The following is a 26,062-nucleotide window of genomic DNA, read 5'->3' as shown; positions in this document are numbered from 1 at the left end:
ACTCGGAGTAAAGCGACAGTGCAGCAAGGCAGCATAACAACCTAGCTATTTTTATAAATGCCGATTCTGCCAACTCCAACTTTGAGCTACCATCAGGAAGCATAAATATCAAGGCTTGCCGATGAACAACAAAACCTCATTCAGTGTGAATGAAGACGCAGAATTCGGAATAATGGATGAATAGGATATGGGGACTTTACTGGCGATATTTGATATCGACAAGTTTATCTGTTTTTCTTCTGACATTATCCGATAGCCAGCTCTCACTGCTAAATAACATCAGCGATACCGGGTTGTGGCCATCAGTGTTCTGGGGAGTTATCAGCTTCGTTTTGGTGGTTGTGACCGCTGTTCAGCCTAATGGCGTTACCTACATCATTTTTGGAAAAAGGCTTCAACTTACAGACCTTGTCTGGCGACAGTTCAACCTGATTTTGCTGATCCTTCTTATCAATTTGGTTTGGTTAGCCTTCGCAGCAAGCCAACTTTTTAGCTCCGAGCTTTGGTCAATCTATAAGCTTTTTGTCCAGCCTGCGATTTTATTGGTGGTGCCTTTGTTGGGGGCTTGGTGGGTGACTAAAGGATTAAGTTCGCATAGTGGAGCATAAGATTACTATTGGCATAGATTTGTTCAGACTGATATCAATAGCGCCTAGTCGATGAAATCTAATTTTCATCACTTTATTAAAAGTTATAAATAGTGATATTAAAATCAACAAGTTATATATTTTTATTAAATGTGTTGAAATTATTAAGGATGGTTTATGCGACAAGTCTTAGTGCTAGGTAAAACGATCAGAACTGTTGACGTCGAACTGTCGGAGTTAGAAAAAATACTATCTATTAAGGACGATATAATTAGTATCTATGAGTTCCTAATTCAGTATTCGCTTTTTTGTACGTCTTTAAGTGATTTTAAAAAAGACATGTACCTCAAGTGCATAGATATGGCTGAAGATTTTAGTAAAGATTCATTTAATTCAAGTTTAGCCTTTATTGAGGCTGAAAATTCAGTAATGCATGTTAGCGCTTCCTTCATCAAATTTACTTCACTATTACCTGCACTGTTAGCTAAGGCTCTCCCAGAGAATCAAGAAATATCAGACTGGGCAAAAAAATCTATAAGTGGAATGTACGATACACCAGATGGACGTTATTTATTATTATGCGAATTAAGGAATGCCATTGCGCACAACAAGGTACCGATAACCGTGAGTACAGGCTTCAGTCGAAAACTACTAGAACCAGATGGTATTCTGACAATAGGTTACTTCTTGTCACTTGATAAATTTATAGATGAATCAATGGATAAGGCCAACAAAAAAAGCAAACTGCAAAATGTAAAAGATGGGCTGTGTAATCAGAAAGGCAATGTAGATTTGGTAAAGTTGCTCTCTGATGTTGCAGGAATCATTTATTCTGAATTGATTCTCCCTAAAACAAGTGTATTAAAAGACGTTTTTAGCAACAAAAAAAAGCTATACATTGACAGCTTGGTCTCAAATGAAATTCTGCTGCCGGATGAGATTTATATTTCACACGTTGAATACGAAAAAGAACTTCTTTACTCCGCTAACGTGCTAAACAGAGCTGAAAATTTGATGGAAAATATAAAACGACCTATCAAAGCGACGAGCGTTACTATTGCTCCATCATTAGTTAGATAAGTTTGATTTTTCTCTGAAGCAAGCCAAACCCTGAAAATTAAGAGGTTATTGAGGATGCTGATGGAATATTGGGGTCAGAGCAAATTTGCTTCGCAAATCTTGATCTGACCCCTTCGTAACGTGCCATTCCCCCTTAAAAACGACAAACCCGGCTTGCGCCGGGTTCGTTTTTTTAGGGGGATGTGCGCGTTACATCATTCCGCCCATTCCACCCATGCCGCCCATATCTGGCATTGATGGAGAGTCTTTCTTCGGCAGTTCTGTGACCATAGCTTCGGTGGTGATCATCAGAGAACCAACAGAAGCTGCGAACTGCAGAGCAGAACGGGTTACTTTCGTTGGATCCAGGATACCCATTTCCAGCATATCGCCGTACACGCCAGTTGCAGCGTTGTAACCGTAGTTGCCTGAACCGTTTTTCACGTTGTTTACTACAACTGATGGCTCTTCACCTGCGTTATCAACGATTTGACGCAGTGGTGCTTCCATCGCACGCAGTGCGATTTTGATACCGTGGTTCTGGTCTTCGTTAATGCCACGCAGATCAACCAGTTTGGCAGCTACACGTACTAAAGCCACACCACCGCCAGGTACTACGCCTTCTTCAACGGCAGCACGAGTTGCGTGCAGCGCGTCTTCTACGCGGTGTTTTTTCTCTTTCATTTCGATTTCAGTCGCAGCGCCTACTTTAATCACAGCAACACCACCAGCTAACTTCGCCAGGCGCTCTTGCAGTTTTTCTTTATCGTAATCTGAAGTGGCGTCTTCCACTTGTTGACGGATTTGCTTCACGCGACCGTCAATGGCTTCCTGCTCACCGGCACCATCAATGATAGTGGTGTTGTCTTTAGTGATCACAACACGTTTAGCAGTACCTAAATCTTCCAGAGTGGCTTTTTCCAGCTCTAAGCCGATTTCTTCAGAAATCACTACACCACCTGTTAATACAGCGATGTCTTGCAGCATAGCTTTACGACGGTCACCGAAACCTGGAGCTTTCACCGCAGAAACTTTAACGATACCGCGCATGTTGTTCACAACCAGCGTAGCTAAAGCTTCGCCTTCTAAATCTTCAGCGATGATCAGCAGTGGTTTGCCTGACTTGGCCACGCCTTCTAATACCGGCAGTAATTCACGGATGTTGCTGATTTTTTTATCAACAGTCAGGATGAACGGGTTATCCAGTTCTACCTGGCCTGCTTCCGGGTTGTTGATGAAGTACGGAGACAGGTAACCACGGTCAAACTGCATACCTTCAACCACAGCCAGCTCGTTGGCTAAGCCTTGGCCTTCTTCAACAGTGATCACGCCTTCTTTGCCTACTTTGTCCATGGCATTGGCAATGATTTGGCCAATTTCATCGTCAGAGTTTGCAGAGATAGTACCTACCTGAGCTATAGCTTTGGTGTCGGCACATGGCTGAGATAATAATTTCAGTTCAGCAACAGCAGCAATCACAGCTTTGTCGATACCACGTTTTAAATCCATTGGATTCATACCGGCAGCAACAGCTTTTACGCCTTCATTGATAATGTTTTGTGCTAACACAGTGGCAGTAGTAGTACCGTCACCAGCTTCGTCATTGGCTTTAGAAGCAACTTCTTTCACCATTTGTGCGCCCATGTTTTCGAACTTGTCTTCCAGCTCGATTTCTTTGGCAACAGATACACCGTCTTTGGTGATCATTGGCGAACCAAATGACTTGTCCAGAATCACGTTACGGCCTTTAGGGCCTAAAGTAACGCGCACTGCGTTTGCTAAAATGTTGACGCCTTTGAGCATCTTGTTACGGGCGTCATCGCCAAAACGTACTTCTTTTGCAGCCATTTTAAAAATTCCTCTGAATACTTTGAAATTAAATTAGAAAGTTCGGTTTAATTATTCGGTGATCACGCCAAGGATGTTGTCTTCTTTGGTGATGACATATTCCTGGCCTTCGATTTTTTCAGTGCGTTCTACGTAAGCACCAAAGATCACTTTGTCGCCGACTTTCACATCTAAAGGACGGACTGTGCCGTTTTCTAAAATGCGGCCGTTGCCTACAGCAACAACTTCACCACGAGTAGATTTTTCAGCAGAAGCGCCAGTCAGCACAATACCACCAGCGGATTTGCTTTCAGCTTCTAAACGCTTGATGATGACGCGATCGTGTAATGGACGAATATTCATGCTTTTTTATCTCCTAAAAGCGATTTGAGTTTTAACATTGGGTGTTAAATTTGTTGTGCTTGCTATATGGGGCAATCTCCTTATGAACCCAAGGGCTTTGTTTTAAAAATTTTGTGTACTCAAGCCTTTTTGCTTTTTTTTTGTGCAAACAAATAGATTTATGCAACAAAATACGCTGTGAGCAGGTCTTGACTGCTGTGACTTTGAACCAACCAAAATGAGGACATCCCCATGATGATGGAACTGATTTTATGCAATTGTCCTGATTTACAGGTGGCAGAGCGCATAACGAAGCACTTGCTGGAGCGAAAACTGGCGGCTTGTGTTAACGTTTTGCCTGCGGTGCAATCGCACTATGTCTGGCAGGGCAAACTTGAACAAAGCACTGAAATTCCGTTGTTAATTAAAGCCAGAAAAGAAGATTTTATCGAAATTGAACAGGCCATTTGTGCTTTACACCCGTATCAAGTGCCTGAAATTATTGCCATTGCCGCGCAACAAGTATTCGCCCCCTATTTACAGTGGGTTCAAGAGGTAACGAGTCGTGATTAAGAGTTTTTTATTTAGCCTGCTGTTAAGTCTCTCTTTTATAAGCCAGGCCCAAAGCACCAATGCGCTGGCCGCCTTGCAGCAAGGTTCGCAGTTTCTGCCGGTAGAGCAAGCTTTTGTGATGGATTTCCGCCAGCAGGAAAACAAATTACAAGTCAGCTTTACCATAGCGGACGGTTACTACCTGTATAAAGACAAGTTTAAGTTTGTGGGTATAGATGCCGCTTTTTCTCATCCGCAGTATCCAAAAGGCGTGATGATCCACGACGAATACTTTGGTGAGTCTGAAGTCTATTTCCATCAGGTGGTGCTGGATATTCCGCTGAGCCAATTGGGTTCTGAAGCCATGCTCAAAGTGCGCTTCCAGGGATGTGCAGAAGCGGGTTTATGTTACCCGGTGCAAACTCTGGATATTCCATTAATAGCACCAGCCGCTGACGAAGGCCCGGCGGCAAGCGCTAGTACAGCAGATGCTGCTGCAGCTTTGGGTATTACTGACAATTCATCTTCAACCACATCTACAGCTCCTGTTTCAGAACAGCTGCAACTGTTAGACAAATTACAAACCGACAGCACCCTCAAAGCTTTGTTTTTGTTTTTCCTGTTGGGTTTAGGTTTGGCTTTTACGCCTTGTGTGTTTCCTATGTACCCTATTTTAACCAGCATTATTGTAGGGCAAGGCCAGCAGTTATCCGGCAAACGAGCTTTTAGTTTGTCGATGGCTTATGTGCAGGGTATGGCGGTCAGCTACTCCTTGTTGGGTTTATTGGTCGCAAGCTTAGGTTTGCAATTCCAGACCTACTTTCAGCACCCTATAGTTTTAGTTGCCATCAGCATTTTATTTGTCGCTTTGGCTTTGGCTATGTTTGGCGTCTTTAACTTAAGTCTGCCGGAAAAATGGCAAAACAAGGTGAATAGTTTAAGCAACAAACAACAAGGTGGCAGCATTAAAGGTGCGGCTTTGATGGGTTTGTTATCAGGGTTAGTCGCCTCCCCTTGTACTACAGCACCTTTAACAGCCGCGCTTTTATATGTGGCTCAATCGGGTGATTTAGCCTTGGGCGCTTTAACGCTATATATCTTAAGTATGGGCATGGGTTTGCCACTACTGATTTTAGGCAGCACAGGCGGTAAGTTTTTACCCAAAGCCGGCGCCTGGATGGACGTAGTCAAAGCCAGCTTTGGTTTCCTGTTATTAGCAGTGCCAGTCTGGTTACTCAGCCGTTTCCTGCCAACTTACATAGTTGTCATTGCCGGAACCTTAGTCTTGTTAATGCTGGCCGTGTATTTACACCGCTTATCGCAACAACTGTCTACAGGCACAACAGGTCAAAGCATCAGTTGGATGCTGGCCTTAGTGATCCTGCTTGGCACTACGGGCGCTAACTTATGGTATTGGTTGCCTGGCGCTACAGTTACAACGACGCAAGCCACTCAAAGCCAAAACACCGAATTTAAACTGGCGAAAACTTTGGATGAGCTGCAACAGCAAGTGAAAAAGTCTGCCGAAGCAGGTAAACCTGTGCTGGTGGATTTATACGCCGACTGGTGTGTGGCCTGTAAAGAGTTTGAACACATCACTTTTGCCGATGGCGAAGTGAAAAACTTAATGGCGCAGTTTACCTTAATTAAGATAGATGTAACTCATGCCACTGATCAGGATCAGCAATTATTGGATCATTTTCAGGTTTTAGGTTTGCCAACTTTGCTGTTATTTGACAAAAACGGCAGCGAATTAACGCAATCTCGCATCACTGGCTTCATGGGACCAAAAGATTTTAGTGCCCATTTAGGCCCAATACTACAGTAAAAATTTTCGCACTACTCACGGCAAAGTCAGACTGGCTCTGACTTTGCCTGAATTCCCCCACTTCAGTTTCAACTTCGCAAAAAAGTTCCGTTCTGCTGATAAGACCAGTATTTTGCTGCCATTTGCAACGATTTCACTATAATAAGCGGCAAATCTGCAGCGACAGCTGGTCGCTGAACAAAAAAGATGCAATTGCTTTATGCCTTTGGCAAGATAGTTGGCAATTAAACAAGATGACGGGAAATTCGCGCTATATGTCGACAAACTTACGTATTTTGCTGCTCAACGGCCCTAACTTAAATATGTTAGGCAAACGTGAGCCTCAAATTTATGGCGCCGCCACTTTACCGCAAATTGTTGATGGCTTAACTGCCCATGCTAAAGAGCTGAATGCCACTTTGACTCATCTGCAATCCAACGCCGAACATGAGCTCATCAACGCTATTCAGCAAAGTTTAGGACAACAGGACTTTATTATTATCAACCCGGGCGCATATACCCATACCAGCGTGGCGATTCGTGATGCGCTGCTGGCCGTGGCTATCCCTTTTATTGAAGTGCATTTGTCCAATGTACATGCGCGGGAAGAATTCCGTCGTCACTCGTATTTATCCGATATCGCCAAAGGTGTGATTTGTGGTTTAGGTGCCAAAGGCTACCACTACGCACTGGAATCGGCGGTGTCGTCCTTATCAACCATTCCATCAAATTAATTAGGCAACTACGTCATGGATATCAGAAAAATTAAAAAATTGATCGAACTGCTGGAAGAATCAGGCATTAACGAGCTTGAAATTACTGAAGGCGAAGAATCCGTTCGTATCAGCCGCAATGGCCCAATGCAGCAATATGCTCCAATGCACTATGCTGCGGCGCCAATGCAACAAGCTCCAGCTGCAGCACCAGTTGCTGCCGCCGCTCCTGCTGAAGCTGCCAAGCCGGTAGTTACAGGTCACCAGATGCGTTCACCTATGGTAGGTTCCTTCTACCGCGCTGCTTCTCCTACTTCAAAATCTTTTGTTGAAGTGGGCCAGAGCGTTAAAGTGGGCGACACCCTGTGCATTATCGAAGCGATGAAAATGATGAACCAGATCCAGTCTGACAAGGCCGGTGTGGTGACACAAATTCTGGTAGAAAACGGCGAGCCGGTTGAGTTTGACCAGCCATTATTTGTGATCGAATAAGTTAAAAGGCAGACTCATGCTAGAAAAAGTACTGATCGCCAACCGGGGTGAAATTGCACTGCGTATTTTACGTGCGTGTAAAGAACTCGGTATCAAAACGGTAGCTGTGCATTCCACAGTAGACCGTAATCTGAAACACGTGCTGCTGGCCGATGAGACCATTTGTATTGGTCCTGCGCCGTCACCACAAAGTTACTTAAATATTCCTGCGCTGATTGCCGCAGCTGAAGTAACCAATGCCCAGGCGATTCACCCTGGCTATGGTTTCCTGGCTGAACGTGCTGACTTCGCGCAGCAAGTGGAAGAAAGTGGCCTGGTGTTTATCGGCCCACGCCCTGAGTCTATCCGTTTGATGGGTGACAAGGTTTCTGCCATTGAAGCCATGAAAAAAGCTGGTGTACCTTGTGTACCAGGTTCTGACGGCGCTGTAGGCGACGACGATGACGTCAACAAAGCCATAGCTAAACGTATCGGTTATCCGATTATCGTGAAAGCTGCTGGTGGTGGTGGTGGTCGTGGTATGCGTGTAGTGCGCAGCGAAGACGAATTGGTTGAATCTATTGCGATGACCAAAAACGAAGCAGGCACTGCTTTTGGTAATGACATGGTGTACATGGAGAAATTCCTGGAAAACCCACGTCATATCGAAATTCAGGTGCTGGCTGACGGTCAGGGCAGTGCCATTCACTTAGGTGAACGTGACTGCTCTATGCAACGTCGTCACCAGAAAGTAGTGGAAGAAGCGCCAGCTCCTGGTATTACTCAGGAACTGCGCGACTTTATCGGTGGCCGTTGTGTGCAGGCTTGTATCGACCTGAACTACCGTGGTGCTGGTACTTTTGAATTCCTGTTTGAAGACGGCGAGTTTTATTTCATCGAAATGAACACCCGTATTCAGGTAGAACACCCTGTAACAGAAATGATCACTGGTGTGGATTTGATTAAAGAGCAGCTGCGCATCGCCTCTGGCATGCCACTGAGCATTAAGCAGTCAGACATTGTGATCCGTGGTCATGCCGTGGAATGCCGTATCAATGCTGAAGATGCCAAGACGTTCATTCCGTCGCCAGGCACCATCACCCGCTTCCACCCACCAGGTGGCAACGGTGTGCGTTGGGATTCGCATATTTACGCTGATTACACAGTACCGCCAAACTACGATTCAATGGTTGGTAAGCTGATCACTTACGGTGAAAACCGCGATATCGCAATAGCCCGTATGCGTAATGCATTAAGCGAACTGCTGGTAGGTGGCATCAAAACCAATATCGAACTGCATAAGCTGATTATGACAGACGAGAACTTCAATAAAGGTGGAACGAATATCCACTATCTTGAACATAAACTCGGCCTGAAGTAATACCTGAAAATGGGGTCAGATCACATTAATTGCCGGGCAATTAATGTGATCTGACCCCATTTTTTTTTGCTACAATTCGCGCCCAATTCCAGAGAGTGAAGAGCAACGCCATGCCGTGGATCCAATTACGCGTAAACAGCACTGAAAAACAAGCCGAGCAGGTCAGCGATATGCTGATGAGCTGGGGCGCGCAAGCTGTCAGTTTTGTTGACGCCAAAGACACCCCTATTTATGAACCTCTGCCGGGTGAAGTCTTGTATTGGGAAAACACTGTGGTGGTGGGTTTGTTTGACGCCGAACACAACATGGACAAAGTGGTTCGACAGCTGGAAAAAGCCGCCATGTTTAAAAACGGTGTGCAGTACAAGCTGGAACAACTGGAAGACAAAGACTGGGAAAGAGAATGGATGGATAACTTCCACCCTATCCGCTTTGGTAACCGTTTATGGGTTTGCCCAAGCTGGCGCGACATTCCGGATCCAACGGCAGTAAACGTGATGCTTGACCCTGGCCTGGCTTTTGGTACCGGTACTCACCCAACTACAGCGCTTTGCATGGAATGGCTGGATGCACAGGAATTGTCGCAAAGTTTAGTGGTCGATTTTGGTTGTGGCTCAGGTATTTTAGGTATTGCGGCATTAAAGCTGGGCGCTAAGCGTGTGGTGGGAATCGATATTGATCCACAAGCTATTGAATCCAGCCTCGCCAACGCCACCCGTAACGGCGTAGAACAACAAATTGAGCTGTATTTGCCAAAGGATCAACCTGCGTCATTACAAGCCGATGTAGTAGTGGCAAATATTCTGGCCGGCCCATTGGCTCAGCTTTCAGGCATTATCAGTGCTTATGTCAAACCAGGTGGCTTACTGGCGCTGTCCGGTATTCTGGAAAGTCAGGCGCAGTCGGTAATTGATGCCTATGCGGCAGAATTTGAGTTTGACCCGGTAGCAGTCAAAGAAGAATGGGTGCGCTTAACGGCACGGAAGAACATATAATTTTATAGCAACTTACCATCTCTACAGGCGACCTGCCCGCCAGGCCGCCTGTTTTGTACAACTCATATCAGTACACCCAACGTTCTGGCAGTATTAACGCAGCGGCGATATAAGCGACTACCACAGCAACCGGAAAACACAACGCCAGCAATACCACTACAGTGCGGACTAACCAGATTGGCTGCTCATAAAAAGCGGCAAAACCTGCACACACACCTGAAATTTTACGTTTAGCCTTATTCACAAACCAGGCACTTTTATCTTTTTCTAAGCTCATATGCTTACTCTCCAACCTTGTTATAAACCGCTCTGTCTAACAACCAGAGCAAACCAGCTAAAGCCCAGACCACGACAATGTTGATAATAATCAGTGACATGCTCCGTACCTCCCTAAACGCTTTCTGTTCAGACTTCGTCTGCAGCCCAACTGCCTACAATGCCAAACCATGCTAATACAACCATCAGTGCTGCTATTTCCATTTTGACTCTCCTCACCTTTGTTTATGTTTTTGTGCCTTTGCTGATACTCATCAGCATTTTGTTATTTAGACTTCGTCTGCAGCCCAGCTGCCAACAATGCCGAACCAAGCTAATACAACCATCAGTGCTGCTATTTCCATTTTGACTCTCCTCAATCTTAGTTAGTGGTTTAATTCATCATCAGTTCATCTGTTGATACCTATACATTGCAGCTGTTGTGCCAATTTATAAATAAATTTTAAACAATTGATTTTATTGATATTTTTAGATTTAAAAACTAATTACAGATCATTCTCAGAGTTTTACTTAAAATATTAAATAGCAATTTAGACCACTTTTTAGCCATTTTAAAAAACATAATTTCAGGTTAAGTGGGTAGCTCAAAAGGGCAAAGCAAAGAGGTGTATGAATAAAGAGAAATGGGATTTGCAGCAGTAGATGAACAGCGGAGCAAGAACTTAAAAAAACAAAACCCGGTACTACTTAAGACCGGGTTGAAGCAGGAATATCAAAGGGGGGTAATAACCAATGCCAGATCACAGACACCAGGCCAACACTAACGACGGGTAATAAAAACAGCCCCAACAACCCTAATGTTAAGCTCAGCATCCTTAGTCCACCTTAGCTACTGTAACCACAACTTCTTTTTCAGTTTCAGTGCTGGTCACTAAATTAGTTTCCAGTTCAGCCAAAGCTTTTTGGCTTTGTTCCAGAATGACAACTTTTAACTCAGCCATTTGTTGATTTATTAATTCAGCAGCAAAAGAACTGATGGCTTGTGTATTAACAGAAGGTAAGCTCAGCTCATTGGCTTGCGCTGATGGTGTAGCAGCAAAAGCTGCAGCGGTAACAAGGACTAACGTAGCAAGTGTTTTCATGGTCGTGCTCCTTAATGAGTAGTGAAGTTCACTATGTCTATTTCAAGGTACGTGCCATACTGAAATTAATTTTTAAGTTACTGATAAATAATAATTTAAAATAAATTTGACCTATTTATCAAAAAAACATGTAAGAGTTAAAAACAAAAAAAGTGGTGAAATTCACCACTTTTTTAAAAACTTGATACTCACACTGTTAAAGCTGTGGCACCTTTTTCAGCGCATCCAACATGACTTGTGGACCACTGGTCGGCAAGTGGCCTATTTCACTTAAATGCCGCCGCCATAAACGGGCACCAGGTACGCCCTGAAACAACCCGAGCATATGTCGAGCTATATGCCAGAAGCGTGCGCCCTGTGCCATTTGGCGCTCAATATAAGGCAACATCAGCTCCACCACCTGATGTGGTGTTGGTACAGCGCGTGGGTTGTTATAAATAGCAGCGTCAATTTGCGCCAGCATCAACGGGTTACTGTAGGCTTCACGCCCCACCATCACACCATCCACATGCTGTAAATGGGTTAAACAATCAGCCAGGGTTTTCACGCCACCATTGATGGAGATATCTAAATGGGGGAAATCTTTTTTCAGCTGATACACTCGTTCGTAATCCAGGGGTGGAATTTCGCGATTTTCTTTAGGGCTTAAGCCACTTAACCAGGCTTTACGGGCATGCACAATAAACTGGTTACAACCGGATTCAGCGATAGTGCCGATAAAATCTACTAAAAACTGATAGCTATCCTGATCATCAATCCCAATGCGGCTTTTTACTGTGACAGGAATATCTACTACAGAACGCATTTCATGGATACAAGCAGCCACTAGTTCAGGCTTTGACATCAGGCAAGCGCCAAACATACCGTTTTGCACTCTGTCCGATGGGCAGCCAACATTAATATTGATAGCGTCGTAACCCCGTTCCTGACAAAGCTTAGCGCTGTGCGCCATATCTTTAGGATCAGAACCACCCAATTGCACTACAACAGGATGCTCTTCTTCATTAAAAGCCAGATAATCGCCCTGACCATAAATGATCGCGCCTGTAGTAACCATCTCTGTATAGAGCACCGCATGTTCAGACAATAATCGATGGAAATAACGACAATGCCTGTCAGTCCAATCCAGCATAGGGGCAATGGAGAAACGGTGATCCATAATCACAGGCTTTGAAAGGGAAGTATTTGAACTCATCATAAACGGCTGCCATCTGGTTAATCTGCTGCTTTCTATAGCTCTGAATACAGAGTGTAGAAAAATCGCGCGAGTATACACCAGACGGCCAGGCTTTTCAGTGCAAAGCTTGTAGCTATACTGATTGCACTATGTGACTAAAATAGAAATGCAACAACAGTCAGATGCTGGAGTCTGGCAAAATTGTAGATTTGTAAGCTGAAAAACTAAAACAAGGGAGCTTGTATGCGTAACTTTCTGGTGTTTATCTTTACGTTAATTTGTACCCTGAGCCTGTTCTCAACAGCTGAAGCCTGTACCAGAGCTGTTTATAAAGGTCCTGAGCAACTGGTGCTTACTGCCCGTTCGATGGATTGGCGTGATGAGATCCCGGTGAATCTTTGGCTATTTCCCCGAGGTATGCAACGTCAGGGAGAAGTTGGCCCTAACTCAGTGCGCTGGACCTCGATATATGGCAGTGTGGTCGCCAGTGCCTTTGATATTTCAAGCACTGATGGTTTAAACGAAAAAGGCCTGGTCGCTAATCTGTTGTGGTTAGTAGAGTCACGTTATGCAGAGTATGACGGCAGCCAACCCGGTTTGAGTATCGCAGCCTGGGTACAATATATGCTGGATAATTTTGCGACCGTGTCTGAAGCTGTAGCGGCCATGCAGAATGAACCTTTTGTTGTTGTCTCTGCAAATATTCCCGGAACTGACCGTTTAGCCACCTTACACTTATCTTTATCAGACGCTTCAGGCGACAATGCGGTGTTTGAGTATATCAATGGAAAGCTGGTGATCCACCATGATCCGTCTTATACCGTGATGACCAACTCCCCCATATTTGAAAAGCAGCTGGCAATCAACGAATACTGGCGTGAATTAGGAGGCACCACTATGCTGCCGGGAACGAACAGAGCAGCAGACCGTTTTGTCAGAGCCTCGTTTTACCTGCAAGCAATACCTCAGACTAGCGATCCTTTGATTGCGGTAGCTAGCCTGTTCAGTGTGATCCGTAATGCTTCAGTACCCTTTGGTATTTCATCACCCACAGAGCCTAATATTTCATCAACCCGCTGGCGCTCTGTTTCTGATCATAAGGCACTACGTTACTACTTTGAGACTGCATTAACACCAAACACCTTCTGGGTTGACCTGAAACAAGTTGATCTGCACAAGGGGCAACCCGTGCGCAAACTTGCCTTATCAGAGCATCAGACCTACGCAGGAAATGCGGTTTCACAATTCAGGCCAGCAGAAGCTTTCCAGTTTGCAGGTTTGTAGATGGCAAACAAACTATAACAACTGCATTAAAACTTAACTTTTGTTTTGTATAAGGAATTACCAACACAAGGGCTGGAGCTGACAAACTTCTGTGATAAACTGCCGCCATTGCTACCGGAGTGAGCTGCGTTATGTCGATTGAATCTTTGGTCACCAGGGCCCGCCATATTTGTGACGTTAATGGTGCACGCTTTACCAGTATTCGTGAAAAAGTGTTCCGTTTGTTGGCAGAAACTCATGGCGGCATAGGTGCCTATGAATTACTCGAACAATTAAAAGCCAGTGAACCCGCAGCTAAACCTGCCACTATTTACCGTGCTTTGGATTTTCTGACAGAACAGGGGTTTATTCATAAAATTGAATCAACCAACGCGTTTTTGCTCTGTCATCACTTTGAACAGCATCATCCGGCCCAGCTGTTGATCTGTGATCAGTGTGGTCATGTGGAGGAGTTACATTCGTCCCCATTACAGCAAGAGTTTGTCGCATTAGCCTCTGAAAAAGGCTTTTTAATTCAAAGACAAACTGTAGAAGCTCATGGAAGCTGCCAAAGCTGCCTTAAAAAAACAGCAAATGACTGAATAGGCTTGACGCCTTGATGGTTCAATGGCTATTTTAGTGAGCAGAACCGAATAAAATTGTAAATATTTTAGAAAAATTCATACCAAAACAATAAGCTAGACTTGTGTTATATGGTATAGCCACCTAACCTTGAGGTTGGCAATACAATCAGGTCCAGACTCCGAACAGGCTAATTAAATGAATGTTGAGTATGTAAATCCGTTTCTCTCTTCGTTAGTCAATGTGTTAGGTACCATGGCCAATACGACTATTGTGCCAGGACAGCCACGATTAAAGAAAGACGAACAGGCTCGCGGTGAAGTATCAGGTTTGATTGGTATGATAGGCCCTACTACAAAAGGGTCGTTCTCAGTCACTTTTGAAGAATCTTTAGCGCTGGAAATCATGTCCAGAATGTTAGGCGAAAGACCTGACAAAATTAATGAAGACGTCACCGATATGGTTGGCGAAATCACTAATATGGTGACTGGTGGTGCTAAACGTATTCTCGGTGAAAAAGGCCACGAATTCAGTATGGCAACGCCTGTTGTCGTATCAGGCAAAGGCCACACTATCACTCACAAAACCACTGGTGCAAAAATTCTGATGCCATTTGACTCAGATTTTGGCAAAGTATTTATTGAAGTCAGCTTCGACGAATAAGCTGATCTGCACCGACAAAAAAGCCGACTAAAGTCGGCTTTTTGCTATTAAAGATTCAGATATCTGAACTCGACCCTGCTGGTGATATTACAGAGCAGTTCGTAAGGAATAGTTTGTGCTTGCTCTGCAATTTCTTCGACAGGCAAATCAGCACCCCATAACAGCACTTCATCACCAATCTGCACATCTGCATTGCCAATATCCACTGTCGTCATGTCCATAGAGACACGACCTACTATCGGATAACGTTGGCCTTTAATCAGTACAGGACAGCCATTGCTGGCCGCTCTTGGATACCCATCGCCATAACCTACAGCCACCACAGCCACGCGGGTGTCAGCTGGTGCAGTCCAGGTGCCACCATAACCTACTTTATCGCCTTGCTTCACGTCGCGCACTGCAATGACGCTGCTGCTAAAGCTCATCACGGCTTTTAGCTGATGTTGCTCTGCTCTGCCTTGCTCAATCGGCGAAACACCGTATAAAGCTAAACCAGGACGGATCCAGTGGCCATGACTTTGCGGCCAGGCCAAAGTGCCAGCAGAATTGGCCAGACAAAGCTCACCTGCCAAACCTGCAACAGTTTTCATAAAGAGATCGATTTGCTGTTGGGTGCTATCAACAGTCAGCTCATCAGCACTGGCAAAATGAGTCATCAGCCGCATCGGCTGGATCACATTAGGGCTTTGACACAACTGTTGATAGGCCTGCAGAAACTCTTGCGGCAATAAACCTAAACGGTGCATACCGCTATCCATTTTCAGCCAGACATGCACAGGTGAATCAAGCTCTGCAGCCACTAAAGCCTCGACCTGACTTTGATGATGCACCACCACCTGTAAGTTACTGGCAACTATCTGAGGCAATTCGTCAGCATGGAAAAAACCTTCCAGTAGTACTATGGGTTTGACTATGCCGCCTGCGCGAAGCATCAAAGCTTCGTCGATACGGGCCACACCAAAAGCACTGGCGTCTTTGAGTTGTTCAGCCACCTTCAGCAAACCATGGCCATAAGCATTGGCTTTTAACACCGCCAGCACTTTGCTATTTGGAGCGGCAGCACGCACTTGTTGTAAATTATGCAATAAGGCCGCTAAGTCAATGCGGGCCTGTGGACGACGACTCATTAATACTCGTCCTCAAAACGGGCTGTTCCGGCATAGTTATCAAAACGTGAATAGCGACCATGGAAGGTCAGACGAATACGACCTATAGGGCCGTTACGCTGTTTACCTATAATAACCTCGGCCGTGCCTTTATCCGGGCTGTCGTCGTGATAGACCTCATCACGGTAGATAAACATAATTAAGTCGGCATCCTGCTCAATAGAACCGGATTCCCTTAAGTCGGAGTTCACAGGACGCTTGTCGGCCCGTTGTTCCAAACTACGGTTTAGCTGCGATAAGGCCACAACAGGCACTTTTAACTCTTTGGCTAAAGCTTTCAGTGAACGCGAAATTTCGGCGATTTCTAAAGTACGGTTTTCCGATAAGCCAGGCACTGTCATCAACTGCAAGTAGTCGACCATAATCATACTCAAGCCACCATGCTCACGCGCCACACGACGGGCACGGGAACGCACTTCCGTAGGTGTTAAGCCCGAGGCATCATCGATATACATTTTGCCTTTGCTGTTGAGAAGTTCGATGGCGGACGATAAACGCGCCCAATCTTCGTCATCCAGCTGACCTGTCCGCACTTTGGTTTGGTCAATACGGCCTAAAGACGCCAGCATCCTCATCATAATTTGTTCGGACGGCATCTCTAAGCTGAAAATAAGCACTGGTTTGTCACTGGTAATAGCAGCGTGTTCGCACAAGTTCATCGCAAAAGTGGTTTTACCCATCGAAGGACGAGCCGCCACTATGATCAGATCCGACGGCTGCATCCCATTGGTCATTTTATCCAAATCCATATAACCCGTTGATACACCAGTTAAACCACCAGCGCTTGGGTTCCGGAACAGCTCGTCAATTTTATCTATGGTTTTCGACAAAATACTGTTGATAGGCTCAGGGCCTTCATTGGAATTGGCACGCTGCTCAGCTATTTTGAAGACTTTGGTTTCAGCGAAATCCAGAAGCTCAGCACTATTACGGCCTTGCGGGTCATAACCTGCATCAGCAATGTCGTGCGCCACTGAAATCATATCCCGCACTACGGCGCGTTCACGCACTATGTCGGCATAGGCCAGAATATTGGCCGCACTTGGAGTGTTTTTGGCAATCTCGCCTAGGTAAGCAAAACCACCAACGTCGGCTAATTGCTGACTACGCTCTAAGGTTTCAGAAACGGTAATTAAGTCGATAGGCTGGTTGGCTTCAGCCACCCGCGACATGGCAGAAAAAATAAAACGGTGTGAACGTAAATAGAAGTCCTGCTCTACCACTTTTTCTGAGACTTTGTCCCAGGCATCATTGTCCAGCATTAAGCCGCCTAAGACGGATTGCTCAGCTTCAATGGAATGTGGCGGCATTTTTACCGCAGCGACTTGTTTATCTCTTTGCTTATTGTCCATAACACCAGAAGTTCTAGAAATTAGGTCACAGGCTGATAGCGCCTGCCAGGGAGCGATAGCCTATCATTAAAGCATGTATGAAGGTTTGGAAAAATCAGTAAAGCAGAATTTTTTTAACGTAAAACGAAGGTAGAGCCAGAAGGAATTGGGCACACAAAACTGTGTGCCCAAAAGGCTTATTAAGCCTCAGCAACCACTACTACTTTGATAGTAGTTGTTACTTCTGCGTGTAACTGCAGCGCGATGTCGAATTCGCCAGTTTCACGGATAGTACCGTTAGGTAACTTCACTTCAGCTTTCGTTACTGCAACACCTGCAGCAGTGATAGCATCAGCGATATCACGTGTACCAACTGAACCGAACAATTTGCCTTCGTCACCCGCTTTAGAAGCTAAAGTTACTTCAGCCAGAGCAGCGATCTTCTCAGCACGAGCTTGAGAAGTTGCTAAAGTCTCAGCCAGTTTGGCTTCTAACTCAGCACGACGCTGTTCAAATTTTTCGATGTTAGCTTTGGTAGCTGGAACTGCTTTTCCCTGTGGGAATAAGAAGTTACGAGCATAACCAGATTTAACAGTTACGTTGTCGCCTAAACCACCAAGGTTAGCAACTTTGTCCAACAGAATAATTTCCATTGTAATACCCTCTCTGTATACGGTTTAACCAGTCGCTGTTAGCTATGTGAATCGCTGTATGGTAACAAGGCCAGGTAGCGGGCGCGTTTGATAGCGCGAGCTAATTGACGTTGATACTTAGCGCTGGTACCAGTGATACGGCTTGGGACAATTTTGCCACTTTCAGTGACATAATTTTTTAACGTAGCTGTATCTTTGTAATCGATCTCAATCACGCCTTCTGCAGAGAAACGGCAGAATTTACGGCGACGGAAATAACGAGCCATGAAACTTCTCCTAACTTAATATTTCAATCTGTTGGGCATGCAGCACCAGTTTAGACTGACCGCTGCGGCTCTGATGCCGGTTTAAAAAACCTGTCACCCGAACTTTGTTTCCCAGTTTCAAATTGTGAGTTTGTTGCGCTAACCCGGTTCCTGCACAGACTACTTGTAATCTGACATAAACCTGACGGTTAAAACCGGCTTCCTGCTGCACTGATTGGTGCTCAATCACTAAATAACTGTGAGGAATACCGGCCGGACTTTCGCTGTGGTCGACCTGACGGCAGATAGTGCCAGTCACAACCAGGCTATTGTCCATCTGCAAATTACTCGTCGTTTGCTACCAGCTCATCTGAATCACGAGGAGCACGGTCACGACGTTCGTCACGTACCTTGGCCATTGGTGATGGCTCAGTCACGGCAGTGTTAGTGCGCATGATCAGGTTACGCAATACAGCGTCGTTGAAGCGGAAGTTAGTTTCCAGCTCGTCAATTACTGCCTGTGGCGCTTCTACGTTCATCAGAACATAGTGAGCTTTGTGCAGCTTTTCGATTGGATAAGCTAATTGACGACGGCCCCAGTCTTCTAAGCGGTGAATTGAACCACCAGCTTCTTTGATCGCGCCAGTGTAACGCTCGATCATTCCTGGAACTTGTTCACTTTGATCTGGGTGAACCATAAACACGATTTCGTAATGACGCATTGTAGCTCCTTACGGTTAGTTAGCCTCGGGTGAGCTCGACCAGACTCGCATAGAGGCAAGGAACGTTCTGGATGGTCGAAGGGGCGGTATTCTAGGGGTTTCTTGCTGTTAAAACAAGCTACAACACGGATTTTTATTAAGCTATGGCGTCAATACTGCGGGGATATTGCTATTTAACGGAAAAGCCCCCATAACATTTCCAACTGAGCAATAAATAAACAGGAATAACCTCATGAGTTTCAGAACAGAACGCGACAGTATGGGTGAAGTGCAATTGCCTGAAGAGGCCTTGTATCAGGCGCAAACCCAACGCGCTTTGGATAACTTTCAAATCAGCCCTTTGACGATGCCTCCGGCTTTTATTAAGGCCGTGCTTCGAGTTAAACAAGCCGCCGCTGCCGCCAATCTTGAGCTGAAGTTACTGGAACCAGAGATTGCTTCGGCGATCAATTCTGCCGCAGAGCAACAACTACTTGAACTGGATATGGCGCACTACCCTATCGACCTGTTTCAGACCGGCTCTGGCACCAGCACCAATATGAACGTGAATGAAGTGCTGGCGACTTTAGCCAGCAAAAGTTCAGGCCTTAATATCAGCCCCAATGATCATATTAATCTGGGTCAAAGCAGCAATGATGTGATCCCAACAGCCATTCATTTAAGTGCTGCTATTACCAACCATCAGTTGATTGAGACGCTCACCAAACTGGAAGCTGTCATAGCCACTAAAGCCCAGGACGTTGGGCATATCGTCAAAACAGGGCGCACTCATTTAATGGATGCGATGCCTGTGACTTTTGCTCAGGTGTTATCCGGCTGGCAAGCTCAAATTGCCCATGCACGACAGCAACTGGAATTTGCACAGCAACAAGTATTAGCGCTGGCTCAGGGCGGTACAGCTGTAGGTACTGGTATTAATGCCCATCCGGATTTTGCGGCTTTGTTTTGTCAGAAGCTCAGCAGCCAGACAGGTTTAAAATTCAAACCCAGCTCCAACTTCTTTTTAAGTTTGGGCTCGCAAGACTCTATTGTGGCTTTATCAGGTGCGACCAAAGTACTGGCTGTGGCGTTAATGAAAATCGCCAATGACTTACGTTGGATGAATTCAGGCCCATTAGCAGGTTTAGGCGAAATTGCCCTGCCTGCATTACAACCTGGTTCTTCCATTATGCCGGGTAAAGTCAATCCGGTGATCCCTGAAGCTGTGGCCATGGTAGCGGCTCAGGTGATAGGCAACGACAGCACTATTACAGTAGCTGGCCAATCCGGTAATTTTGAACTGAATGTGATGTTGCCTGTGATAGCCCATAACATCTTACAAAGCCTGGAGCTGTTAAGTTCAGCAAGCTCAGCCTTAGGCGAAAAAGCCATAGCAGGTTTTACAGTGCAAAAAGACAAGATAAACGAAGCCTTGTCGCGTAACCCTATTCTGGTGACTGCACTCAATCCATTGATTGGCTATTTAAAAGCAGCAGATATTGCCAAACAGGCTTATAAAGAAAAGCGGCCTGTGATTGATGTCGCAGTGGAGCAAACCAGTTACAGCAGAGCAGAGTTAGAGAAGCTATTGGATCCAGCCCTGCTTAGTAAGGGCTAGAAGGCTTGGGGTCTGGCCACAAGACTGACCCCATAACCGGATTACTGGCGCTGACGCACTGCTTCAAATAAGCAGATACCAGTTGCGACCGATACGTTTAAGCTCGAGACCGAACCAAACATTGGGATCTTCATCAGCGAATCACAATGCTCTCGGGTCAGACGACGTAAGCCATCCCCTTCAGCACCTAAAGCGATCGCCAAAGGACCATTGAGTTTCGTTTGATAAATAGTGGTTTCAGTTTCACCTGCAGCACCCACCACCCAAATACCAGCGTCTTTTAACTCACGAATAGTACGGGCTAAGTTAGTCACCGTAATAAAAGGCACTACTTCTGCAGCACCACAAGCCACTTTACGCACCACAGGAGTCACCTTGACTGAACGGTCTTTAGGAGCGACCACTGCATGCACTCCAGCCGCATCAGCACTACGTAAAATAGCACCTAAGTTATGTGGGTCGGTTATGCCATCTAAAATCAAAATGAAAGGACTGGATTGCTCAGCCACAATACGGGCTAAATCCTGTTCGGTGCCGGTTTGCTGAGCGCGGGCTCGTGCCACTACGCCCTGATGCTGCGCGCCATTGACCTTTTCATCCAAAGCTCTGCGGTTGCAGTATTGCACTGACACGCCAAAATCACGGGCGAATTTCAGCAGCGGCTGTAAACGCTGATCGTCTTTGTCTTTTAAGATAAAAAGTTCAAGAACATCTTCCGGCGCACGTTCAAATAACGCACTTACCGCATGAATACCAAATACAAAATCTGCGCTCATCGCAACCTCAATTGAAATAGCAAAGCCCGGTAACACCGGGCTTTGGATTAACTGTCGGCTAGTGTAGCAAAAACACCAGCCTATTGCTTTTGCTACTTACGCTTACGCGGTGCTTTACCAGGTCTTGGACCAGCAGGGCTTTTCGCTGCCGGGCCCTTTGTTACCGAGCTTTTGGCCGCTGGTTTGCTACCCGCTGGCTTTTTCGCAGCAGGCTTTTTACCCGCTTTACCCGGCGCTGTTTGCTCAACACCAGCTTTACGGGCACCTTTTTTGCGCATAGACGCTTTTTCTTCCGCTGGTGTCATCGCCGCTTTTTTACTGGCGCTGACTTTGCGATTCGACGTCGTGCGTTTTTCCATGCCCACTATGCCTAAATCAATTTTGCGCGCTTCTAGGTTCACCGCCAGCACTTTGACCTCAATCAAATCACCCATGCGGTATTGCACATTACTGTGTTCACCTTTTAGCACCTGACGTTCGGTATCAAAGTGGTAATAGTCGTTTTGCAACGAGGTGACATGCACTAAACCTTCGATATACAAGTCGCTAATACGGACAAACAAACCAAAGTTAGTGACGGTAGAGACCACGCCTTTGAAGCTGTCGCCAATGTGATCCTGCATATACTCACATTTCAGCCAGTCTGCTACTTCGCGGGTTGCATCGTCAGCACGGCGCTCCGTCATCGAACATTGTTCACCCAAAGGATGAATTTGTTTTTCAGTGTAGCCTTTAGGCCCTGTCACTTTCTGACCCTGAGTTTGCAAAATGGCTTTAATAGCACGGTGCAACACCAGATCCGGATAACGACGAATAGGCGAGGTAAAATGCGCATAAGCTTCTAACGCCAGACCAAAGTGCCCCAGGTTATCGCCCTGATACACAGCCTGCTTCATCGAGCGCAGCATAGTGGTTTCAATCAGCTCTTTATCCGGTCTGTCCTGCAGTTTTTGCAAAGTCAGCATCAGATCCAAAGGTGTTGGCTCTACCGGCAGATTAGCTTCAATACCTAATTCAGCAAGGAAACGTCTGAAGTTGGCAAAACGATCCGCGTCCGGGCGCTCATGCACACGGAACAAGGCAAAAGCTTCATGTTTTTCAATCAGCTTAGCAGCCGAAACGTTGGCTAAAATCATACATTCTTCAATGATCTTATGCGCTTCGTTCCGGTGAATTGGCACTATCTGTTCAATTTTACGATGGCTGTTAAAGATAAAACGGGTTTCGACTGTTTCAAATTCAATGGCGCCACGCTCGGCCCGTACTTTCGCCATTTGTTTATAGAGCGAATACAGGTTATCGATATTGGTTAAGTTGGCTTCGTATTGCTGACGTAACTTAGGATCACCTTCTAAAATGGCGTGCACTTTGTTGTAGGTCAGGCGCGCGCTGGAGTGCATCACAGCTTCATAAAACTGATAACCATCCAACTTGCCTTGTTTGCTGATATGCATTTCAGCAACAAAACAAAGTCGGTCTGTATGCGGATTCAGTGAACATAAACCGTTGGATAACACTTCAGGCAGCATAGGAACCACGTGATCCGGGAAATACACCGAGTTACCACGTTCCAGCGCTTCTTTATCCAGCGGAGTATCCGGCAGTACATAGCTACTCACGTCCGCTATAGCGACCCATAAATGCCAGCCGCCATCGGCTTTGCGTTCACAGTACACTGCATCATCAAAGTCACGGGCATCTTCACCATCTATGGTGATCAAACCCAGTTGAGTCAGATCAACACGGCCAGCTTTAGCTTCTACTGGTACTTCAGTGCCATAACCTGCCACTTGCTGTTCAACAGCTTTAGAAAACTCGTGGGGGATCTGGTGGTTACGAATAGCGATTTCGATTTCCATACCAGGCGCCATATGTTCGCCCAATACTTCAATGACTTTACCTACCGCATTGACTCTTTTGCTTGGACGTTGGCTGATTTCAACCAACACCACCTGACCATGACGCGCTGCGCCTTCTTCACCTGGTGGTATCACAATGTCCTGGCTCAGACGTGGATCGTCTGGTACCACAACACCTAAAGCAAAATCTTTAAAGTAACGGCCTACTATAGGTTCATTACGGGCTTCTAAAATGCGGACTATACGGGCTTCCACTTTGTCGCGGCTGGCAAAATCGCTTTTCGATGCCAGCACCACGTCGCCATGCAGCAGACGTTTCATTTCAAAGTTAGGAATAAACCAGTCAGGACCACCTTGTTCCAGCTTTAAGAAGCCAAAACCATCACGGTGACCTAACACAGTACCTTTGACTAAATCCAGGTCGTCGACCAGACCATAACGTTTGCTTTTGTTAAACAGCAACTGGCCGTCACGTTCCATGGCGCGCAGACGTTTTTTTAGCGCAAACATCGCTTCATCGTCTGTCAGCTTTAATTCAGCGGCCAACTCTTCAAAGTAGGCAGGTTGTTGCCGCTGCTTTAAGTGTTCGAGGATAAATTCCCGACTAGGGATGGGGTTTTCATATTTTTCTTGCTCACGCGCAAGATGCGGATCTTTGACCGTCATGTTTTCTCTTTTTCACTAATTCAGCCTGCAGTGTAGCAGTCGCAGGTGAATTTTTCACTACAATGGCCTTTTGGCCCTCGTTAGCGCAGCACCCGGCATTTTATTCGCCAGCTGAGCTAACAGCTGTTGCACCTCTTGGTGCGTTTTGGTGTCGGCGATCACGGTGTGATGCAACCAACGGTAACAATCTTCCATATCTAAAGGACTGGCATCGCCTTTAATCAGCATTTGAGCAAAACGCATTTGCGCTTTTAAGTTGCCCAAACCCGCGGCTTCACGCAGATATAACACAGCTTTGCTGTTATCCTGCTGAACAAAACGGCCAATATGATAATAGCGCCCAACTTGCTCCAGTGCTTCAGGTAAACCCTGAGATGCAGCTTGTTGCATTAAATCCCAGCCACGTTCAACGTCTTTTTTCACACAAACGCCAAAGGCCAGCATATCACCATATAAAAATTGATAGGCTGGCACTTTCATCACATCGGCTCTGGCTTGAATATCATTCACCAGCTGGCAGTCATCTTTTTGCACCCGCTGTAAATGCACATTTTGTTTAATTAAATCCAGTAATTCATCCTGGGTATACAGCTGCACTACTGTTACCTCCTGCGCTTTGGCAGGCAAGCTAAGCAGCACAAGGACGGAACTTAAGACTAAAAAACAAAACTTCATAGTTACCCCAGGCCATAGCCACTGATATTTATACACTTAGATAAAATCTATACAAAAATCAGGCCATCGCAAAAGACAGTGTTCTGACACCAGCTTATCCTGTTTAGTTCGCAGAGCAAAATAGTCTGCACTAAAAGCAAAAACGCTGCACAAGGCAGCGTTTTTTTTCTACTTACCGTAATTAAACGGCAAATGGATGACGCAGCGTGATGGTCTGAATACGATCCGGGCCTGTTGAAATAATATCAATAGGTACACCAGTAATCTCTTCCAGACGAGTAATGTAGTTGCGAGCTTCAACTGGCAAGTCTTCCAGCTTCTGTACACCAAAAGTGCTTTGGGTCCAGCCCGGCATTTCTTCAAATACCGGAGTAACGATTTCATATCCTTCAGCTGCCATTGGAGGCACGTCAGTGATAGAACCGTCAGCTGCTTTGTAGCCAATACAAATTTTGACGACATCTAAGCCATCTAAAACGTCGAGCTTGGTTAAGCAGAATCCAGAGATACTGTTTAACTGCACTGCACGTTTTACTGCAACAGCATCAAACCAACCACAACGACGTTTACGGCCAGTGGTTGCGCCAAATTCATGGCCTTTAACACCTAAGTGTTCGCCGACTTCACAGTCCAGTTCTGTTGGGAACGGGCCTGAACCTACGCGGGTGGTATAAGCTTTCACAATACCTAACACATAGTCTAAGTAACGTGGGCCAAAACCAGCACCAGTAGCTACGCCACCAGCAGTGGTGTTAGACGAAGTCACGTATGGGTAAGTGCCGTGGTCAATGTCTAATAAAGTGCCCTGGGCACCTTCAAACATGATTTCTTTACCGGCTTTACGGGCTTTATCCAGTAAATCGGTTACGTCTACTACCATAGGCTTTAACACGTCAGCTATAGCTAAAGCGTTGTCTAAAGTAGTTTGGAAGTCGATTGCATCCACTTTGTAGTACTGAGTTAAAGTGAAGTTGTGCAAATCCATCAGAACTTTCAGCTTTTCAGCAAACAATTCAGGATTAAACAAATCACCTACACGCAGACCACGACGCGCTACTTTGTCTTCATAGGCTGGACCAATGCCACGACCTGTAGTACCAATTGGCTTATCGCCACGGGCTACTTCGCGCGCTTTATCCAAAGCCACATGGAAAGGCAGGATTAACGGACAAGCTTCGCTCAACAACAGACGCTCTTTCACCGGAACACCTTTTTGTTCCAGCATGGCCATCTCTTTCAATAAAGCTTCAGGGGATAACACCACACCGTTACCTATCACACATTTTACGTTTGCACGTAAAACACCTGATGGGATCAAATGTAATACCGTTTTTTCACCGTCAATTACTAACGTATGACCGGCATTATGGCCGCCTTGATAGCGCACCACATAGCTTGCCTTGTCAGTTAACAAGTCAACGATTTTTCCTTTTCCTTCGTCACCCCATTGGGTTCCGAGTACGACAACGTTTTTGGCCATGGTTCCTACATCATGGAGAAAAATTAGGCGGGGATTCTACCAAATTAACAACCAAAGTTCAGCGCGATTAAGAAAAAAAAACCAGATATTTTCTTTCTGGTTCTTTTTCAACAAC

The 26,062-nt window shown here is 45.6% G+C and carries 28 protein-coding genes; 12 read left to right on the top strand and 16 right to left on the bottom strand.

The annotated features are described in order from the left end of the window. Positions 1–176: 176 nt before the first annotated feature. Both P3C17_RS01990 and P3C17_RS01985 read left to right on the top strand, forming a co-directional pair. On the top strand, positions 177–608 hold the full coding sequence (locus P3C17_RS01990) for a hypothetical protein (protein WP_300927864.1): 432 nt from the start codon (positions 177–179) through the stop codon (positions 606–608). A 156-nt stretch (positions 609–764) separates the two neighbouring features. Continuing rightward, complete coding sequence (locus P3C17_RS01985; protein ID WP_300927863.1) at positions 765–1,667, top strand: hypothetical protein; 903 nt, start codon at positions 765–767, stop codon at positions 1,665–1,667. 189 nt (positions 1,668–1,856) lie between these two features. Here P3C17_RS01985 and groL read toward each other — a convergent pair whose 3' ends face one another. Next, positions 1,857–3,494 (bottom strand): chaperonin GroEL, encoded by a 1,638-nt coding sequence (groL, locus tag P3C17_RS01980; RefSeq protein ID WP_264345523.1) that lies wholly within the window; start codon positions 3,492–3,494, stop codon positions 1,857–1,859. Between the two features lie 51 nt (positions 3,495–3,545). Next, a complete protein-coding gene (locus P3C17_RS01975; RefSeq protein WP_053423916.1) occupies positions 3,546–3,836 on the bottom strand; it encodes a co-chaperone GroES in 291 nt (96 codons plus the stop codon). A 231-nt stretch (positions 3,837–4,067) separates the two neighbouring features. On the opposite strand from P3C17_RS01975, the gene cutA reads away from it, so the two are divergent. The 6 genes from cutA to prmA all read left to right on the top strand — a co-directional run bounded on the left by cutA (position 4,068) and on the right by prmA (position 9,734). Then, entirely contained in the window at positions 4,068–4,388 is a 321-nt protein-coding gene (cutA, locus tag P3C17_RS01970; RefSeq protein ID WP_300927862.1) for a divalent-cation tolerance protein CutA, read from the top strand. Then, positions 4,381–6,195, top strand: coding sequence for a protein-disulfide reductase DsbD (locus tag P3C17_RS01965; RefSeq protein WP_300927861.1), 1,815 nt, complete (start codon positions 4,381–4,383; stop codon positions 6,193–6,195). Before cutA ends, P3C17_RS01965 begins: the two co-directional genes overlap by 8 nt. A gap of 254 nt (positions 6,196–6,449) precedes the next feature. Continuing rightward, the gene (gene aroQ / locus P3C17_RS01960) at positions 6,450–6,908 is read left to right on the top strand and encodes a type II 3-dehydroquinate dehydratase (protein WP_008899125.1); all 459 of its coding nucleotides are present in this window, start codon (positions 6,450–6,452) and stop codon (positions 6,906–6,908) included. A 15-nt stretch (positions 6,909–6,923) separates the two neighbouring features. Beyond that, the gene (gene accB, locus P3C17_RS01955; protein WP_008899124.1) at positions 6,924–7,379 is read left to right on the top strand and encodes an acetyl-CoA carboxylase biotin carboxyl carrier protein; all 456 of its coding nucleotides are present in this window, start codon (positions 6,924–6,926) and stop codon (positions 7,377–7,379) included. A gap of 16 nt (positions 7,380–7,395) precedes the next feature. Beyond that, entirely contained in the window at positions 7,396–8,739 is a 1,344-nt protein-coding gene (gene accC / locus P3C17_RS01950) for an acetyl-CoA carboxylase biotin carboxylase subunit (RefSeq protein ID WP_300927860.1), read from the top strand. A 110-nt stretch (positions 8,740–8,849) separates the two neighbouring features. Then, on the top strand, positions 8,850–9,734 hold the full coding sequence (gene prmA, locus P3C17_RS01945; RefSeq protein ID WP_300927859.1) for a 50S ribosomal protein L11 methyltransferase: 885 nt from the start codon (positions 8,850–8,852) through the stop codon (positions 9,732–9,734). A gap of 67 nt (positions 9,735–9,801) precedes the next feature. Here prmA and P3C17_RS01940 read toward each other — a convergent pair whose 3' ends face one another. The 4 genes from P3C17_RS01940 to dusA all read right to left on the bottom strand — a co-directional run bounded on the left by P3C17_RS01940 (position 9,802) and on the right by dusA (position 12,290). Beyond that, the gene (locus P3C17_RS01940) at positions 9,802–10,011 is read right to left on the bottom strand and encodes a PspC domain-containing protein (protein ID WP_233079729.1); all 210 of its coding nucleotides are present in this window, start codon (positions 10,009–10,011) and stop codon (positions 9,802–9,804) included. A gap of 686 nt (positions 10,012–10,697) precedes the next feature. Further along, positions 10,698–10,823, bottom strand: a complete 126-nt coding sequence (locus P3C17_RS01935) for a hypothetical protein (protein ID WP_261373321.1) — start codon at positions 10,821–10,823, stop codon at positions 10,698–10,700. Positions 10,824–10,825: 2 nt separating this feature from the next. Then, on the bottom strand, positions 10,826–11,092 hold the full coding sequence (locus P3C17_RS01930; RefSeq protein WP_300927858.1) for a hypothetical protein: 267 nt from the start codon (positions 11,090–11,092) through the stop codon (positions 10,826–10,828). Between the two features lie 196 nt (positions 11,093–11,288). After that, positions 11,289–12,290: a tRNA dihydrouridine(20/20a) synthase DusA gene (gene dusA / locus P3C17_RS01925; protein WP_233079727.1), complete on the bottom strand. Its 1,002-nt coding sequence runs from the start codon at positions 12,288–12,290 to the stop codon at positions 11,289–11,291. A gap of 222 nt (positions 12,291–12,512) precedes the next feature. Between dusA and P3C17_RS01920 the strand changes: the two genes are divergently transcribed. The 3 genes from P3C17_RS01920 (at position 12,513) to P3C17_RS01910 (ending at position 14,777) form a co-directional block, all read left to right on the top strand. Beyond that, the gene (locus P3C17_RS01920) at positions 12,513–13,553 is read left to right on the top strand and encodes a linear amide C-N hydrolase (RefSeq protein ID WP_300927857.1); all 1,041 of its coding nucleotides are present in this window, start codon (positions 12,513–12,515) and stop codon (positions 13,551–13,553) included. Between the two features lie 131 nt (positions 13,554–13,684). Further along, complete coding sequence (locus P3C17_RS01915; protein ID WP_300927856.1) at positions 13,685–14,134, top strand: transcriptional repressor; 450 nt, start codon at positions 13,685–13,687, stop codon at positions 14,132–14,134. Positions 14,135–14,312: 178 nt separating this feature from the next. Then, the gene (locus P3C17_RS01910; RefSeq protein ID WP_300927855.1) at positions 14,313–14,777 is read left to right on the top strand and encodes a chemotaxis protein CheX; all 465 of its coding nucleotides are present in this window, start codon (positions 14,313–14,315) and stop codon (positions 14,775–14,777) included. A gap of 47 nt (positions 14,778–14,824) precedes the next feature. On the opposite strand, the gene alr is transcribed toward P3C17_RS01910, so the two are convergent. The 6 genes from alr to rpsF all read right to left on the bottom strand — a co-directional run bounded on the left by alr (position 14,825) and on the right by rpsF (position 18,894). Further along, positions 14,825–15,904, bottom strand: a complete 1,080-nt coding sequence (gene alr, locus P3C17_RS01905; RefSeq protein ID WP_300927854.1) for an alanine racemase — start codon at positions 15,902–15,904, stop codon at positions 14,825–14,827. After that, positions 15,904–17,295, bottom strand: coding sequence for a replicative DNA helicase (gene dnaB, locus P3C17_RS01900; RefSeq protein ID WP_233007672.1), 1,392 nt, complete (start codon positions 17,293–17,295; stop codon positions 15,904–15,906). The genes alr and dnaB overlap by 1 nt, the downstream gene beginning before the upstream one ends. A 179-nt stretch (positions 17,296–17,474) precedes the next feature. Next, positions 17,475–17,927, bottom strand: coding sequence for a 50S ribosomal protein L9 (gene rplI / locus P3C17_RS01895; protein ID WP_008899547.1), 453 nt, complete (start codon positions 17,925–17,927; stop codon positions 17,475–17,477). Positions 17,928–17,965: 38 nt separating this feature from the next. After that, complete coding sequence (rpsR, locus tag P3C17_RS01890; RefSeq protein WP_008899548.1) at positions 17,966–18,193, bottom strand: 30S ribosomal protein S18; 228 nt, start codon at positions 18,191–18,193, stop codon at positions 17,966–17,968. Positions 18,194–18,203: 10 nt separating this feature from the next. Next, on the bottom strand, positions 18,204–18,509 hold the full coding sequence (gene priB, locus P3C17_RS01885) for a primosomal replication protein N (protein WP_300927853.1): 306 nt from the start codon (positions 18,507–18,509) through the stop codon (positions 18,204–18,206). Positions 18,510–18,516: 7 nt separating this feature from the next. Next, a complete protein-coding gene (gene rpsF / locus P3C17_RS01880) occupies positions 18,517–18,894 on the bottom strand; it encodes a 30S ribosomal protein S6 (RefSeq protein ID WP_008899550.1) in 378 nt (125 codons plus the stop codon). A gap of 232 nt (positions 18,895–19,126) precedes the next feature. Between rpsF and P3C17_RS01875 the strand changes: the two genes are divergently transcribed. Further along, positions 19,127–20,491 carry a class II fumarate hydratase gene (locus P3C17_RS01875; RefSeq protein ID WP_300927852.1) on the top strand — a complete coding sequence of 455 codons (1,365 nt, stop codon included), beginning with the start codon at positions 19,127–19,129 and terminating at the stop codon, positions 20,489–20,491. A 41-nt stretch (positions 20,492–20,532) separates the two neighbouring features. Here P3C17_RS01875 and rlmB read toward each other — a convergent pair whose 3' ends face one another. The 4 genes from rlmB to P3C17_RS01855 form a co-directional block, all read right to left on the bottom strand. Next, positions 20,533–21,267, bottom strand: a complete 735-nt coding sequence (rlmB, locus tag P3C17_RS01870) for a 23S rRNA (guanosine(2251)-2'-O)-methyltransferase RlmB (protein ID WP_300927851.1) — start codon at positions 21,265–21,267, stop codon at positions 20,533–20,535. A gap of 92 nt (positions 21,268–21,359) precedes the next feature. Further along, positions 21,360–23,792: a ribonuclease R gene (gene rnr, locus P3C17_RS01865; protein ID WP_300927850.1), complete on the bottom strand. Its 2,433-nt coding sequence runs from the start codon at positions 23,790–23,792 to the stop codon at positions 21,360–21,362. 57 nt (positions 23,793–23,849) lie between these two features. Continuing rightward, positions 23,850–24,467: a tetratricopeptide repeat protein gene (locus tag P3C17_RS01860; protein WP_300927849.1), complete on the bottom strand. Its 618-nt coding sequence runs from the start codon at positions 24,465–24,467 to the stop codon at positions 23,850–23,852. A gap of 181 nt (positions 24,468–24,648) precedes the next feature. After that, entirely contained in the window at positions 24,649–25,947 is a 1,299-nt protein-coding gene (locus P3C17_RS01855; protein WP_300927848.1) for an adenylosuccinate synthase, read from the bottom strand. Between the last annotated feature and the right edge of the window lie 115 nt (positions 25,948–26,062).

It is taken from the genome of Rheinheimera sp. 1928-s (assembly GCF_029269265.1).
In the GTDB taxonomy this organism is placed as follows: Bacteria; Pseudomonadota; Gammaproteobacteria; order Enterobacterales; family Alteromonadaceae; genus Pararheinheimera.
This window is presented reverse-complemented; position numbering and strand designations above follow the sequence as displayed.

What these genes read in the sequence shown, in the direction of transcription:
- P3C17_RS01990 (WP_300927864.1), top strand. Translation starts at nt 177, where the DNA reads ATGAATAGGATATGGGGACTTTACTGGCGATATTTGATATCGACAAGT.
- P3C17_RS01985 (WP_300927863.1), top strand. Translation starts at nt 765, where the DNA reads ATGCGACAAGTCTTAGTGCTAGGTAAAACGATCAGAACTGTTGACGTC.
- groL (WP_264345523.1), bottom strand. Translation starts at nt 3,494, where the DNA reads ATGGCTGCAAAAGAAGTACGTTTTGGCGATGACGCCCGTAACAAGATG.
- P3C17_RS01975 (WP_053423916.1), bottom strand. Translation starts at nt 3,836, where the DNA reads ATGAATATTCGTCCATTACACGATCGCGTCATCATCAAGCGTTTAGAA.
- cutA (WP_300927862.1), top strand. Translation starts at nt 4,068, where the DNA reads ATGATGATGGAACTGATTTTATGCAATTGTCCTGATTTACAGGTGGCA.
- aroQ (WP_008899125.1), top strand. Translation starts at nt 6,450, where the DNA reads ATGTCGACAAACTTACGTATTTTGCTGCTCAACGGCCCTAACTTAAAT.
- accB (WP_008899124.1), top strand. Translation starts at nt 6,924, where the DNA reads ATGGATATCAGAAAAATTAAAAAATTGATCGAACTGCTGGAAGAATCA.
- accC (WP_300927860.1), top strand. Translation starts at nt 7,396, where the DNA reads ATGCTAGAAAAAGTACTGATCGCCAACCGGGGTGAAATTGCACTGCGT.
- prmA (WP_300927859.1), top strand. Translation starts at nt 8,850, where the DNA reads ATGCCGTGGATCCAATTACGCGTAAACAGCACTGAAAAACAAGCCGAG.
- P3C17_RS01940 (WP_233079729.1), bottom strand. Translation starts at nt 10,011, where the DNA reads ATGAGCTTAGAAAAAGATAAAAGTGCCTGGTTTGTGAATAAGGCTAAA.
- P3C17_RS01935 (WP_261373321.1), bottom strand. Translation starts at nt 10,823, where the DNA reads ATGCTGAGCTTAACATTAGGGTTGTTGGGGCTGTTTTTATTACCCGTC.
- P3C17_RS01930 (WP_300927858.1), bottom strand. Translation starts at nt 11,092, where the DNA reads ATGAAAACACTTGCTACGTTAGTCCTTGTTACCGCTGCAGCTTTTGCT.
- dusA (WP_233079727.1), bottom strand. Translation starts at nt 12,290, where the DNA reads ATGATGAGTTCAAATACTTCCCTTTCAAAGCCTGTGATTATGGATCAC.
- P3C17_RS01920 (WP_300927857.1), top strand. Translation starts at nt 12,513, where the DNA reads ATGCGTAACTTTCTGGTGTTTATCTTTACGTTAATTTGTACCCTGAGC.
- P3C17_RS01915 (WP_300927856.1), top strand. Translation starts at nt 13,685, where the DNA reads ATGTCGATTGAATCTTTGGTCACCAGGGCCCGCCATATTTGTGACGTT.
- P3C17_RS01910 (WP_300927855.1), top strand. Translation starts at nt 14,313, where the DNA reads ATGAATGTTGAGTATGTAAATCCGTTTCTCTCTTCGTTAGTCAATGTG.
- alr (WP_300927854.1), bottom strand. Translation starts at nt 15,904, where the DNA reads ATGAGTCGTCGTCCACAGGCCCGCATTGACTTAGCGGCCTTATTGCAT.
- dnaB (WP_233007672.1), bottom strand. Translation starts at nt 17,295, where the DNA reads ATGGACAATAAGCAAAGAGATAAACAAGTCGCTGCGGTAAAAATGCCG.
- rplI (WP_008899547.1), bottom strand. Translation starts at nt 17,927, where the DNA reads ATGGAAATTATTCTGTTGGACAAAGTTGCTAACCTTGGTGGTTTAGGC.
- rpsR (WP_008899548.1), bottom strand. Translation starts at nt 18,193, where the DNA reads ATGGCTCGTTATTTCCGTCGCCGTAAATTCTGCCGTTTCTCTGCAGAA.
- priB (WP_300927853.1), bottom strand. Translation starts at nt 18,509, where the DNA reads ATGGACAATAGCCTGGTTGTGACTGGCACTATCTGCCGTCAGGTCGAC.
- rpsF (WP_008899550.1), bottom strand. Translation starts at nt 18,894, where the DNA reads ATGCGTCATTACGAAATCGTGTTTATGGTTCACCCAGATCAAAGTGAA.
- P3C17_RS01875 (WP_300927852.1), top strand. Translation starts at nt 19,127, where the DNA reads ATGAGTTTCAGAACAGAACGCGACAGTATGGGTGAAGTGCAATTGCCT.
- rlmB (WP_300927851.1), bottom strand. Translation starts at nt 21,267, where the DNA reads ATGAGCGCAGATTTTGTATTTGGTATTCATGCGGTAAGTGCGTTATTT.
- rnr (WP_300927850.1), bottom strand. Translation starts at nt 23,792, where the DNA reads ATGACGGTCAAAGATCCGCATCTTGCGCGTGAGCAAGAAAAATATGAA.
- P3C17_RS01860 (WP_300927849.1), bottom strand. Translation starts at nt 24,467, where the DNA reads ATGAAGTTTTGTTTTTTAGTCTTAAGTTCCGTCCTTGTGCTGCTTAGC.
- P3C17_RS01855 (WP_300927848.1), bottom strand. Translation starts at nt 25,947, where the DNA reads ATGGCCAAAAACGTTGTCGTACTCGGAACCCAATGGGGTGACGAAGGA.